Raw genomic sequence first — 12,209 nt, forward strand, 5'->3', positions numbered from 1 at the left:
ATTCAGGAACGATTTCAGTTAAAATATATACTGCTGATTTTCACAATAGTTTTTCACAAATAATAAATGTACAAATATACTTGTGTTTGATAAAAAGTTATTAAGCATGATATAAGTATAAAAGAAGTGGAGCATTTGACTTTTTATTTTTTTTAACGATTGTTTAAAGTTGTATCCATATTGAGAGGATTTGAGTTTGAAATGATAGATAATTTTTGGCGTGATTTACCACGGCCATTTTTTGTACTTGCCCCAATGGAAGATGTGACAGATCTTGTTTTCCGTCACGTAGTAAGTGAAGCCGGTCGACCGGATGTATTTTTCACAGAGTTTACAAACTCGGATAGCTATTGTCATCCAGAGGGCATGAAAAGTGTGCGTGGCCGTCTGACTTTTACAGAAGATGAACAGCCAATAGTGGCACATATTTGGGGGGATAATCCCGAATATTTCCGACAAATGAGTATTGGCATGGCAGAGCTAGGATTTAAAGGCATCGATATTAATATGGGCTGCCCTGTACCGAATGTGGCATCGAGAGGGAAAGGTAGTGGCCTAATTCTACGTCCAGACGTTGCGGCTGAACTTATTCAAGCTGCAAAAGCGGGCGGACTGCCTGTCAGCGTGAAAACACGACTTGGCTACGAGGAGGTTGAGGAGTGGGAAGAGTGGCTAACGCATATTTTAAAACAGGATATTGCGAACCTTTCTATTCATTTACGGACAAGAAAGGAAATGAGCCAAGTAGATGCGCATTGGGAGCTAATTCCGGAAATTAAAAAATTACGTGACCGTGTCGCACCAAATACACTACTAACAATCAATGGAGACATTCCTGACCGTCAAACGGGTCTGAAGCTTGCTGAACAATATGGTATTGATGGCGTTATGATCGGGCGAGGTATCTTTAAAAATCCTTTTGCTTTTGAAAAAGAGCCAAAAGAGCATAGCAGTAATGAATACCTTGATCTTTTAAGACTGCAGCTGGATCTTCAAGATCAATATGCGGAAGTACTGCCTCGTTCCATCACAGGGCTTCATCGCTTTTTCAAAATTTATGTCAAAGGATTCCCTGGAGCTGCTGAATTAAGAAATCAATTGATGAACACGAAATCAACAGATGAAGTTCGTGCTTTGCTTGATAACTTTGGAAAAGATAGTTGATGTGACGGGGAAAGTGAAAATAGGAGTGTTTGTGAAGAAATACATGTAATTAATTTGGCTGCTATGATGCAGCCTTTTTTTTATTCGACTAAAGGGCAGATTAGCCCAATAAGAATTGTAAAACCTTATTAAGCCAAATATTGTATTGACTGAAAGATTAATGTGTGATAAGTTTTAAAATATAACTGACGACCGTTCGGAAGGTGGATTTTATGACTTATAATCAAATAAAGAATGTTGCACTGAATCATTTCACGGATAAGGGATATGAAGGAACATCCATGGCACATATAGCTGATGATGTAGGAATCAAAAAACAATCGATCTACACTCATTTCAAAGGAAAAGATGAACTTTTTCTACAGGTTTGCAGTGATGTATTTGATGCCGAATTAAAATTCGTTATTAATTATATAAACAGTAACAAGACACAATCTATAGAGGAATTCTTATTTAATTTTCTTTTGCTATATAAAGAAAGATATGAGAAGAACAACATAACAAAATTTTGGCTTCGAATCTCTTTCTTTCCACCCAATCATCTTTATGAACAGGTTATAAGTTATGTTTACGAGTATTTGGATAAGGTAGAAAATCATCTCCTGTTGGTCATTGAGAAGGCTATGGTGGAGGGAGAAATTAGCTCAACCATTGATTCAAAACGAGCTACTTCTGCATTTTTAGGAGTTTTAGATGGAATATTTGTTGAAATGTTATATGGAGGGTCCGAACGCTCAATGAAGAGATTGGATGCCTCTTGGTATCTTTATTGGCGTGGACTTTCGAAGGAATAATTATATTTTTTGGGGGATATGAAAATGAAACGAAATTGGGTATTTGTCATATTGGCTGGCCTTATTGAGGTTTTGTGGGCATTAGGACTAAAGCATGCGAGCAACTGGCTTTCTTGGGCTGGTATTGCTCTACTTATATATATATCATTCGTTTTACTGATAAAAGCGACAAAAAGCCTACCCGTTGCTACAGTTTACGCAATCTTTACTGGAATAGGGACAGCTGGGACTGTTGTGGTGGAGATGTTGTTATTTGGAGAGGCCTTTAGTTGGACGAAAGTATTATTTATTCTCTTACTTCTGTCTGGTGTTGTAGGCTTAAAGCTTGTCACAACTGAATCCGGTAAGAAAGAAGGTGCAGTGTAACATGGCTTGGATGTATCTCATTTTGGCAGGAGCTTTTGAAGTGGTTGGGGTTACAGGTATGAATAAAGTAGTTAAAGACAAAAACTTACAGTCATATATGATACTGTTCATTGGATTTATTTTTAGTTTTAGTTTTCTGGGTTTAGCAATGAAAACCCTCCCTGCGGGAATTTCCTATGCCGTTTGGACAGGGATCGGAACTGTAGGTGGAACGATTATTGGAATGCTTTTTTATGGAGAAGCAAAGGATTGGAGACGTATTTTATTTATAGCTCTAATATTAGTAGCAGTCATTGGATTAAAAATGACATCGTAGAATTGTTAACCTGAATATATATATATTTAGATCAATTTTAATCCAAGGTTAAGGTGTGATTCTATATGGATAAAAGAGTTCAATTTGACTTTGAAATCGAGTTTACGAACGGTGGGGGTATTCAAGGTCAGGAATTTCGTCTTGATATTGATGGCGATGACATTACTGACGAAGAGTTAGCTAAATATATTGTAGAAGATATGAGGTTGCTAATGGTTGGTAAAGTAAGGATACTTAACAAGAAAATCATTAATGAAAAACATAAACGGAGACCTTCTGATGAGCAAAGTTGAAAATACCCCTTTTATAGCTAAAGGAAATAACTAAAGAGTGGTTGAGAGAAACAAAGAGTCGCAGCTGCGGCTTTTTTTCTTGTTCAGCTAAAGTGCTGATTAGTTGAATTAGAAATTATAAAACAAAAGGAGTATCATCTTGGTTTTCTTGCCGAAGGTTTTTTACAATCTATGTTATATAGTGTAACATCTTATTGCCTATAATGTATAAATCCCTTTATTTATTCAAAGTCTAAATATAGTTGATGATAAAAATAGAGGTGGACTTAGGATGGCATTTTCAATCATTGTTTATTTAGCTTGGTTAATTATAAGTATATTTTATGCAATGAAGAAACCATTTTCAAAAATAGAAATTTCTGCCATCATATTTTTTATATTTATTATTGATATTAACCGGAGTTGGATAACAAATGATGAGCTAAAATATATTACATATTCTAAAGTTCCATTAAATTATACAGCATATATTATTCATCGTACCTTTATTATCCCAGTGTTTATAGTACTTGGAATGAGTAGTATTCCTAGAAACTCGACAGTGTTAAAGAAAATTTCAGCGATTCTTATTTCTTCCTTTGTTTTAGTTTTAATTAAAATTGTTTTACTAAAACTTGATGTTGTCTATTTCCATCAATGGAATTTGATCTATGATTATCTATACTATGTCTTATTACATTTGTTAGGATATTTTATTCTAAACTGTTACAACTCATTAGTTTTAAAAGGAGCTAAACATTAAATGATTTGGATCGAAAACTTTAGCCTAAATGAGATTTCACTAATCATAATGAATGTTATCGGTTACTCAATAATGATGTTTTTACCAAAAAAACTAGGTAGGGACGTAACTTTTATAAGTATACTTGCAGGTTTATCAACTGGTATGTTGTTTGATTTTACGATAGGTGGAGGTCTCCTAGATTTTTACAAGCAAAACGATAGTAATCACTATGAACTATTTGATCTATTCTATTATTCATTATTTGCCCCATTTGGTTATCTTTTCATGTATTTTTATCATGTGTTACGGATTAATAAAATAACATTTATATTTTATATTACCGCTTGGGCTTTTATTGGTATTACAGTTCAATGGATATTTACACTTCTTCATATCCTTACTTATCAAAATAACTATCAATTGTCGTACTCTTTTCCAATATTCTTACTAACTCAAACATTGACAGGGCTCTATTACGTTTTCATTACTAAAGATAATAGTAGAAAACTGACCTAAGAATGGGTGCAAGAGTTTAAGAACGAGATCGCTGCGGCGGTCTTTTTATGTTGGGCTAACGGATGCAGGGAGTTCAAGAAGCATCGTCCTTAATCACCGACGACATCGCATGCGAATAAGTAATAGGTATTCACCTATGTTTACCTTAAGGAATATCTTATTGGCAAAGCTTTTTAGGGGGAATCGGAGTGGGATACTATGTTAGTGTAGAATCAGGCGTAAAATTATATGTTGAAGATATTAATCCCGGGGGAAGTAAGACGATCGTGTTTTTACATGGTTGGCCGCTAAGTCATAAACAGTTTGAATATCAATTTGATGTTCTTCCCTTTATGGGTTACCGCTGTATTGGAATTGACTGGAGAGGATTTGGAAAGTCGGATAAGCCAATAAGTGGATACAATTTTGACCGATTGGCGGATGATATACGTACAGTAGTTGATGTACTTCAATTAGACAATTTCACTCTTGTCGGTCACTCTACAGGTGGAGCAATCGCGATTCGATATATGTCCCGACATAATGGTTACGGAGTATCCAACCTTGTCCTAGTAGATGCAGCGGCTCCTATAGGCTTTACTATAGAAACTGCGACTAAATTCCTTACTCAAGCATTAAGTGATCGTCCTAAAATGATGAGAGAAGTAGTAGACAACTTTTTCTTTCAATATATAACAAGCTCATTCTCTGAGTGGTTTTTTCAATTGGGCTTACAAGCAGCAGGTTGGTCAACGGCAGCGATCATTATTACACTAAGAGATGAGAAGCTTTATGGAGATTTGCAAAAAATACTTGTCCCTACCTTAATAGTTCATGGTGTTCACGACAAAGTTATTCCATTTGCCCAGGCTCATGAACTACAACAAACAATAAAAAATTCACAGCTTGTTCCGTTTCATTATAGCGGTCATGGTCCTTTCTGGGAAGAACGTGACAAGTTTAACCAACTATTAAGGCAATTTATTGGTTGAAAGTCCTCCTTAAACTAAAGAAGCAAGTTTTGAAGACCAAGCTGCCATTTGACGGCTTTTCTTATTAAAGTAGGGGGGAGGATTAGCTGAAGGACGAAGGTATAATGATTGTAGCATGATGATTTCCCGAAGATTATAATAAAACCCAATCTTCCTAGTAATAGAAAATTGGGTTCTCTATTCATAATCAAAGGATTAATTATGTCCAACTATTGGATGTGGTACATATGGCTCTTCAAGAAACGTAATTTCTTCAGGTGTTAGCTTAACTGATAAAGAACCTACAGCACCTTCGAGATGAGAGATTTTCGTTGCACCGATAATAGGAGCAGTTACTGGTTCTTTTTGTAGTAGCCAAGCCAGTGCGATATTAATACGTGGAACCCCGTGTTTTTCTGCCAATTCTGCAACTCGCTCTACAACGTATCGGTCTGCATCAGCAGTCGCATCATATTTAGATTTTAATATGAAATCTGTTTCAGAGCGTTGAGTTGTTTCTGACCAATCACGAGTTAATCTTCCTGATGCAAGCGGACTATATGGAGTCACCCCGATTTTTTCCTCTTTACAAAGAGGAAGCATTTCTCTCTCTTCTTCACGGTATATGAGGTTGTAATGATTCTGCATCGATACAAAGCGAGTCCAGCCGTTTTTTTCAGCTACATGTAATGCCTTTTGGAATTGCCATGCGTACATGGCTGATGCACCAATATATCTTGCCTTTCCAGCTTTCACCACATCATGTAATGATTCCATCGTCTCTTCAATAGGGGTATTGTAATCCCAGCGATGGATGATATAAAGGTCTACATAATCGGTCCCTAATCTTTTAAGACTTTTATCAATTTCGCTCATAATTGCCTTTCGGGATAATCCTGCACCATTTGGACCTTCATGCATACGACCATGAATCTTCGTTGCTATTACAACTTCATCACGATTGGCATAATCCTTTAGGGCACGTCCTAGGAATTCCTCGCTGGTTCCCATTGAATAAACATTCGCTGTATCAAAAAAATTAATACCAAGATCCAGTGCTTTTTTGATAATAGAGCGACTTTGCTCTTCATTAAGTACCCATTGATGTATCCATTTTTCCGCTTCACCAAAACTCATACAGCCAAGACAAAATCTAGATACATCCAATCCCGTATTTCCTAGTTTCACATATTCCATTTATTTATTTATTTATTCCTCACTTTCATTATAAACACATTCAATTTATGCGTGGTAATTGCCCTTTTAATTATTTCACAACTGCTAAACAAACCCTACGCCCATTTGTCTCAAGTTTTTGCCTAATCCTATCAAAGTCCTTTCTCACGCAGCGAATATCCAGTAAAATGAAACCATCTAAGATGAAGAAAAAAAGGAGATTAAGACATGTCTGGGAAAATCAACAAGCAGAATGAACTAGGCAAACTTATAGAGCGTTATACAGATCAGGATGGTGTCCATCCTACCTCCATCCCATCATTATTTCCATCCGTGAATCCATTATCACCGAACCTATCTCTAGAGTTAACGAACCCTCCTTTTGCATTATCGTCCAAGGAGAGAAAGAGGTATGGTTGGGAGAGGAATGCTTTAGGTACGGTCCTGGCAATTACATTGTGGCATCCGTTGACTTGCCAGTAACAGGGCAAGTTATCAAAGCCTCACCTGACTCTCCCTATTTGGCACTCAAACTTGAATTTACAACGAGCGAAGTCTTAGAGGTTTTAAGTGACACAGATATTCAATCTGGACATAGAAAAAATGCGAAACGAGCGATGTTTATTAGTGAAGTAGAGCCATCTTTGTTGGATGCAGTAATCAGATTAGCTTGTTTACTAGACAATCCGAAACATATTCCAATACTTTCTTCGTTATATAAGAAAGAGATACTTTATTGGGTTTTACAAGGTAAGCACGGAGAAGCACTGGAGCAAATGGCTTTAGAAGGCAGCAATTCTATCCGAATTAGAAACGTAATCGAAAATATCATTAATAACTATGAAAAGTCCTTTCGAATAGAGGATCTAGCAGAAATAGCTAATATGAGTGTCGCTTCGCTTCATCGGCATTTTAAAGAGGTAACTGCTTTGAGTCCGATTCAGTTTCAAAAACAATTGAGATTACAGGAAGCTAGGCGTTTGTTATTAGCTGAGTCATCAGATGTGGCTGATGTCGCATTCAGGGTGGGCTACGAAAGTCAATCACAATTCAGTCGAGAATATTCCCGCATGTTTGGTTTTTCACCTAGGGCGGATATAAACCGACTAAGAGAGAACTTCGTTTAAATGAACAAAGTATATGATTAATCTGTCCATGAAGTTGAAACCTCTGGAAGATACCTAAAGAAAACAATATATAGGAGACTAGCGAGGTGAAATCTATGATGTTTATCAAATTTTTTAGGCTAATGATAAAATGAAGATGGATACGGATTGAGAGTTCAATAAACGATTGAAAAAAGGAATGAGTATTTATGTCAATCAGAGAAAAAATGAAAAACGGAAAATTATATTTCTGTAATGATGAAGCTTTAATGAAAGAACAGATGCAATGTCTAGAGGTATTATATGACTTTAACCAAACTAGACCTTCTCAAGTAGAAAAGAGAAAGGAAATTTTACATAAACTGTTTGCCGAAGTAGGTACCAACGTGTATATTGAACCACCGCTTCGTGCAAATTGGGGACGACATACACATGTAGGAAATGATGTCTACGCCAATTTCAACCTAACATTGGTAGATGACACCGATATTTATATAGGCAATAATGTATTAATTGGTCCTAATGTGACGATTGATGCAGGAACTCATCCGATTCATCCAGAATTACGGAGAAAATCGGCACAGTATAACCTGCCAGTAGTAATTGAAGATAATGTTTGGATCGGAGCAGGTGCAATTATCTTACCCGGAGTTCGAATTGGAGAAAATACAGTAATTGGTGCTGGTAGTGTAGTTACCAAGGATATTCCCGCCAATGTAATAGCAGTAGGAAGCCCTTGCAGGGTAATGCGGGAAATCAATGAGCGTGACATGAAGTATTATCATAAAGACATGAAAATCGATGAAGAAGACTTATTTTAAAATATTCATTAATAATCTTACCTAAGACTGCTGCTGCGGTCTTTTTTTGTTTGTTGTGCTGATGGGGCATGTTGGTTGAAGAAGGATTTTTCCAATTTTTAACGAACTATCTATAATACTTTTATAAAAATTAGGTGGTATATATAGAAAAGCAAATTAATTTTTATATGGAAGACCAAATTAAAAAAAATATAATCGAAAGTCTTAGGTCCGCCGGATGTGTTTTTGCAGAAGAAGAGGCTGAACTTCTTTTTTCTGAGTCAATGACATTGGATGAGCTCTCAAGTATGGTCAATCTTCGAATGACAGGTACCCCACTTGAACATGTCATTGGTTGGGCGAAGTTTTGCGGCATAAGGATAATTGTAGACCCAGGAGTCTTCGTTCCCCGGATCCGTACAGAATACCTCGTCCAAACTGCGGTTGCCTTATCAGTAACTGGAGCTATCGTCGTTGACCTTTGCTGCGGTACTGGAGCGGTTGGTGTTGCGATTGCAAAAGGGTTAGAGTGGATTCAGTTGTATGCAGTCGACATTGATCCAATCGCAGTGCGCTGTGCTCTCCGAAATGTTACAAACCTTGGTGGTCACGTATTTGAAGGGGACCTCTATAAGGCTCTACCTGCCAACCTACGCGGGAAAGTAAACATCGTGGTAGCAAACGCACCCTACGTGCCTACAGGGGCAATGGAACTACTTCCACAGGAAGCACGTTTATATGAACCGAAGGTGGCGCTTGACGGAGGAAATGACGGACTCGATATTCAACGAAGAGTGGCAGAAGAAGCATCCCTCTGGCTAGCTCCAGGAGGGCATTTATTAGTAGAAACAAGTCAAATGCAGGCGTCTCAGTCCTTAGAAATCTTTGCCCAATTCGGGTTGATACCTCGATTGATACACAACGATGAATCGGACGCAACTGTCGTAATTGGAACCAAACCAAACCTGTCGAAACATAATGAGCCTAATGTGCTTGTCGAAAAACCAGATGGTATTGATTAATCAAGGTCTTTACTAAACGAACTGGGTGTGATGCTTCAATAAGGAAGGATCGCTTTTTCTTATTGAAGTAACGGGCAGGTTAGCACAAGAAAAAAACCTCAATACAGAAATAAAAAAAGACGGTTTATCCGTCTTCTAGCAAATTTATATATGCTTTTTCATTGTTTCGTTTTTTAACAAAAGGCTATTTTATCTTATCTATACTTCTCCAATATCCATTGCCAATAACAAAAAGAAAAATAGAATTAATGTGGCACTATTTAGAACTACACCAATAATGATACTTGTAAGTTTTCTTGATAAGATTGCAAAAATAATTCCTACTATTGATAAGATACTGAATACAAACAGGAAAATGCCCGGATATTTGTTAGTTTCATTGATGAAGAAAGACAATAATATGCAGATACCAACCATTAATAATGAAAGTCGTCCATATTTATTCACTTAAGTTCCTCCATTAATTTTTTTCTAATGTAATTATACATTAGAAATTGAAAAAAATGGTAATTAAAACTTAACGCTTGATCTTTCAACTAAAGCATTTTAAGAAGATATTGCCCATATTGGAGATATTTTTACTTTTGGTGAAGCAGTTATTCAGGTCTCCGAACCCCGAAATCCTTGTTATATACTTGCTGCAAAATATGAAGTACCTAATATGGTTATTTGAATGAGAGAGACTGGTTAAACAGGGTTCCTTTTAAGAGTATTAAAGGAGGGAATGGTAACACCAAACGATGACTTAGTGCTTCTTGAAGAACATCCTCAACAAGTTTCTGTATCATTAGTTAATGATGTAAAATTTTTTGACAGATTTAATAAAGAGAAACTTGAAAAAGTTTTATCGGTTGATGCTTTATCAGAAAGTCTGCGTGCTATATTATTAAAACAATTTCTATCCAAACCAACAAATCGATGGGAATAGTTGTTTTTAATATACGGGCAATCCTTCACCCAGGTTCCTTTGTTTAGTGCAGTTTAAAGGGCATCCTTGAGGTTGCCCCTTTTATTTTCCCCCTTATTTTTTTTTCTCCCTCAATAAGGCCGCGTAACTTGCCGCCTTTTTGGGTGGAGCAGTGAGTGATTTCTCATAACCTTTCTGGAAACTTTTTTCGTACGCCCTCACAAACCTCTGCCCGAGTATTCGCTGGGCAGCTTGTACCGCATTCATTTCCGGATGGGCATGAAGGTAGGCGTAGAATTTCTCCCCAGAGGAAAAAGAGAGGTAGACCTGTCGAAGAAGTCCTATTTTTATGAGAGGCTGAACTATTTCCATCTTGTTGTCCAAGCTCAGTTTGGAGCGAGGCATCTGCTGCCAAGCACGGGAGATCCTGAAATTATGACGGTCTTCAAGCCCCGATCGGATTCCTTCATAATATCCTTCTTCCCTCCCCATCTGGACGGGGTCGGTTGGCGGTTCGCCGTCTGTTTGAAAACCGCCGGTGAAAAGAAGGCCGACAAACAGGAAAAAGGCTATAAGTTTCCGTGTCACAGCTTTTTCCCCCTTTCTATTTATTTCGTCTTCTTTAGTTTAACCAGTCATTTCCATCATATGTAGTAGGGGCTGAGTTATAGATTTGGGTACATTTGAAGCACGGATTAGTCGGCAAAGCAACAAAATTACGGGCAAAGGACCCTGTGGGGCAGCATGGCTGACATCCACCTCATGGAAAGGTTGGACGAAGGAATTTGAGAGCGAAGACTCTGTGAGGCATGGGAGGGTTGACCTCCATGAGTAATGTGGACATCCACCAGTGCGATCATATTTTAACTCATCTACCACTTTCTGTAAGGTGTTGGTTAATGGGTTATGGCTCTTTTTTCTCACCTTGTCCAAATATATCCTTTCAAGTGAAGATCCTCCATCTATAAAGACATTTACCGATAGGTAAATAACTATGAAATTCTAAGAAAATGGGAGTAATTCGGCGTTTTCGCTTCTTTTATTGAGGGAGGTTAGTGCAAGAAGGAAAATTATATTTCGCATAGGGAAATTATAGTTAATAATCCAAACCAAAATAAACACAATAGAATATATTATAAAATGTATGTATTAAGGGAAACTCACCGTTGTAAGGCACAATTATTTGTGCCTTTTTCCTGAGACTTTTATTAATTTTGCGGGTCTTGTACAGGCATTATGGAATGTGATTGTTTGTATATAGATTGTTCAACCCAATTTCAACCCAAGTTACGATATGGAGTAAGACCTTTAAAGGATGTACTTTTAATATAGAAAGGAGAAGTTATATGTTTGAGAATGTTTCAATAATCATACCTTTTCAAAATGATTATGGTCCACGACTTGAAGCATTTCTATGGGTGAAAAAATTTTTTGAAACGACCATGCCTAGTGCCGAAATGATTGTTGGCAGAACAAAAGTTAGTCGGTTTAATAAAGCCAAGGCGGTAAATCTTGCTGCGAAAGAAGCTACAAGAGATATTCTTTTAATTGTTGATGCTGATACTGTGTTCGACCCTAACATTATTCTAGAATCGATAAAATTATTGCAATATGCAGCATGGGTAATTCCATTTAAGGAAGTATATGATGTTCCAATGGATGTTACAGAAAAAGTCATGAGAACTAAACCGGGCTGGCCTTTAAATGTAAAATTAGAAGATTGCCATAAAGTTAATTGGATGTACGATGGATTTGCCGGTAAAGTAAACCTTATCCCAAAAAGGAATTTTGAAAAAGTCGGTGGTTTTGATGAACGCTTTATCGGCTGGGGAGGGGAAGATGACGCTTTTGCTTGGTCAGTAAATACACTGTGCGGGAATTTTGTGAACTACGACGCAAAAGTATTTCATCTTTGGCATCCACCAGCGAACAATCCAGATAGTAGAGGAAACGACGCTCTAGTTGCAAGGTACATGTTCGCAAATGGAAACCAAGAGGAAATGTTAAAAATCATTAGAGAACGTTAGCTAAGTTTCTTTTTAATAATATTTACTGAGAAAGATACATTTTATATA

Annotated in this window: 15 protein-coding genes and 1 pseudogene; 13 read left to right on the plus strand and 3 right to left on the minus strand. The window is 37.1% G+C overall.

Annotation, left to right across the window (positions count from 1 at the left end):
* Window positions 1–180 precede the first annotated feature (180 nt).
* The 7 genes from V7659_RS18240 (at window position 181) to V7659_RS18270 (ending at window position 5,144) form a co-directional block, all read left to right on the plus strand.
* Window positions 181–1,164, plus strand: a complete 984-nt coding sequence (locus tag V7659_RS18240) for a tRNA dihydrouridine synthase (protein WP_335541202.1) — start codon at window positions 181–183, stop codon at window positions 1,162–1,164.
* A gap of 212 nt (window positions 1,165–1,376) precedes the next feature.
* The gene (locus tag V7659_RS18245) at window positions 1,377–1,958 is read left to right on the plus strand and encodes a TetR/AcrR family transcriptional regulator (RefSeq protein ID WP_335541203.1); all 582 of its coding nucleotides are present in this window, start codon (window positions 1,377–1,379) and stop codon (window positions 1,956–1,958) included.
* A gap of 24 nt (window positions 1,959–1,982) precedes the next feature.
* The gene (locus V7659_RS18250; RefSeq protein ID WP_335541204.1) at window positions 1,983–2,324 is read left to right on the plus strand and encodes a DMT family transporter; all 342 of its coding nucleotides are present in this window, start codon (window positions 1,983–1,985) and stop codon (window positions 2,322–2,324) included.
* 1 nt (window position 2,325) lies between these two features.
* A complete protein-coding gene (locus V7659_RS18255) occupies window positions 2,326–2,640 on the plus strand; it encodes a DMT family transporter (protein ID WP_335541205.1) in 315 nt (104 codons plus the stop codon).
* A 65-nt stretch (window positions 2,641–2,705) separates the two neighbouring features.
* The gene (locus tag V7659_RS18260; RefSeq protein ID WP_335541206.1) at window positions 2,706–2,933 is read left to right on the plus strand and encodes a cyclase; all 228 of its coding nucleotides are present in this window, start codon (window positions 2,706–2,708) and stop codon (window positions 2,931–2,933) included.
* A 271-nt stretch (window positions 2,934–3,204) separates the two neighbouring features.
* Window positions 3,205–3,675, plus strand: coding sequence for a hypothetical protein (locus V7659_RS18265; protein WP_335541207.1), 471 nt, complete (start codon window positions 3,205–3,207; stop codon window positions 3,673–3,675).
* A 686-nt stretch (window positions 3,676–4,361) separates the two neighbouring features.
* On the plus strand, window positions 4,362–5,144 hold the full coding sequence (locus V7659_RS18270) for an alpha/beta fold hydrolase (protein WP_335541208.1): 783 nt from the start codon (window positions 4,362–4,364) through the stop codon (window positions 5,142–5,144).
* Between the two features lie 195 nt (window positions 5,145–5,339).
* Here V7659_RS18270 and V7659_RS18275 read toward each other — a convergent pair whose 3' ends face one another.
* Window positions 5,340–6,320 (minus strand): aldo/keto reductase, encoded by a 981-nt coding sequence (locus tag V7659_RS18275; protein ID WP_335541209.1) that lies wholly within the window; start codon window positions 6,318–6,320, stop codon window positions 5,340–5,342.
* 207 nt (window positions 6,321–6,527) lie between these two features.
* Between V7659_RS18275 and V7659_RS18280 the strand changes: the two are divergent.
* From V7659_RS18280 to V7659_RS18290, 3 genes and pseudogenes are all read left to right on the plus strand, one after another.
* Window positions 6,528–7,426 (plus strand): annotated as a pseudogene (locus V7659_RS18280) (AraC family transcriptional regulator).
* A gap of 188 nt (window positions 7,427–7,614) precedes the next feature.
* On the plus strand, window positions 7,615–8,226 hold the full coding sequence (locus tag V7659_RS18285; protein WP_335541210.1) for a sugar O-acetyltransferase: 612 nt from the start codon (window positions 7,615–7,617) through the stop codon (window positions 8,224–8,226).
* 167 nt (window positions 8,227–8,393) lie between these two features.
* A complete protein-coding gene (locus tag V7659_RS18290; RefSeq protein ID WP_335541211.1) occupies window positions 8,394–9,227 on the plus strand; it encodes a putative protein N(5)-glutamine methyltransferase in 834 nt (277 codons plus the stop codon).
* Window positions 9,228–9,425: 198 nt separating this feature from the next.
* Here the strand turns inward: V7659_RS18290 and V7659_RS18295 are convergent, their stop codons facing one another.
* Window positions 9,426–9,674 carry a hypothetical protein gene (locus tag V7659_RS18295; RefSeq protein WP_335541212.1) on the minus strand — a complete coding sequence of 83 codons (249 nt, stop codon included), beginning with the start codon at window positions 9,672–9,674 and terminating at the stop codon, window positions 9,426–9,428.
* Between the two features lie 118 nt (window positions 9,675–9,792).
* Here V7659_RS18295 and V7659_RS18300 point away from each other — a divergent pair, with 118 nt between their 5' ends.
* Window positions 9,793–9,900 (plus strand): MOSC domain-containing protein, encoded by a 108-nt coding sequence (locus V7659_RS18300; RefSeq protein WP_335541217.1) that lies wholly within the window; start codon window positions 9,793–9,795, stop codon window positions 9,898–9,900.
* Between the two features lie 51 nt (window positions 9,901–9,951).
* Entirely contained in the window at window positions 9,952–10,155 is a 204-nt protein-coding gene (locus tag V7659_RS18305) for a 3-alpha domain-containing protein (RefSeq protein ID WP_335541213.1), read from the plus strand.
* Window positions 10,156–10,248: 93 nt separating this feature from the next.
* Here the strand turns inward: V7659_RS18305 and V7659_RS18310 are convergent, their stop codons facing one another.
* Window positions 10,249–10,722, minus strand: coding sequence for a hypothetical protein (locus V7659_RS18310; RefSeq protein WP_335541214.1), 474 nt, complete (start codon window positions 10,720–10,722; stop codon window positions 10,249–10,251).
* Window positions 10,723–11,480: 758 nt separating this feature from the next.
* On the opposite strand from V7659_RS18310, the gene V7659_RS18315 reads away from it, so the two are divergent.
* Window positions 11,481–12,161: a galactosyltransferase-related protein gene (locus V7659_RS18315; protein WP_335541216.1), complete on the plus strand. Its 681-nt coding sequence runs from the start codon at window positions 11,481–11,483 to the stop codon at window positions 12,159–12,161.
* Window positions 12,162–12,209: the final 48 nt, after the last annotated feature.

The organism is Neobacillus drentensis (genome assembly GCF_036966985.1).
Taxonomy (GTDB): Bacteria; Bacillota; Bacilli; order Bacillales; family Cytobacillaceae; genus Neobacillus; species Neobacillus drentensis_E.

What these genes read in the sequence shown, in the direction of transcription:
- V7659_RS18245 (WP_335541203.1), top strand. Translation starts at nt 1,377, where the DNA reads ATGACTTATAATCAAATAAAGAATGTTGCACTGAATCATTTCACGGAT.
- V7659_RS18250 (WP_335541204.1), top strand. Translation starts at nt 1,983, where the DNA reads ATGAAACGAAATTGGGTATTTGTCATATTGGCTGGCCTTATTGAGGTT.
- V7659_RS18255 (WP_335541205.1), top strand. Translation starts at nt 2,326, where the DNA reads ATGGCTTGGATGTATCTCATTTTGGCAGGAGCTTTTGAAGTGGTTGGG.
- V7659_RS18260 (WP_335541206.1), top strand. Translation starts at nt 2,706, where the DNA reads ATGGATAAAAGAGTTCAATTTGACTTTGAAATCGAGTTTACGAACGGT.
- V7659_RS18265 (WP_335541207.1), top strand. Translation starts at nt 3,205, where the DNA reads ATGGCATTTTCAATCATTGTTTATTTAGCTTGGTTAATTATAAGTATA.
- V7659_RS18275 (WP_335541209.1), bottom strand. Translation starts at nt 6,320, where the DNA reads ATGGAATATGTGAAACTAGGAAATACGGGATTGGATGTATCTAGATTT.
- V7659_RS18285 (WP_335541210.1), top strand. Translation starts at nt 7,615, where the DNA reads ATGTCAATCAGAGAAAAAATGAAAAACGGAAAATTATATTTCTGTAAT.
- V7659_RS18290 (WP_335541211.1), top strand. Translation starts at nt 8,394, where the DNA reads ATGGAAGACCAAATTAAAAAAAATATAATCGAAAGTCTTAGGTCCGCC.
- V7659_RS18305 (WP_335541213.1), top strand. Translation starts at nt 9,952, where the DNA reads ATGGTAACACCAAACGATGACTTAGTGCTTCTTGAAGAACATCCTCAA.
- V7659_RS18315 (WP_335541216.1), top strand. Translation starts at nt 11,481, where the DNA reads ATGTTTGAGAATGTTTCAATAATCATACCTTTTCAAAATGATTATGGT.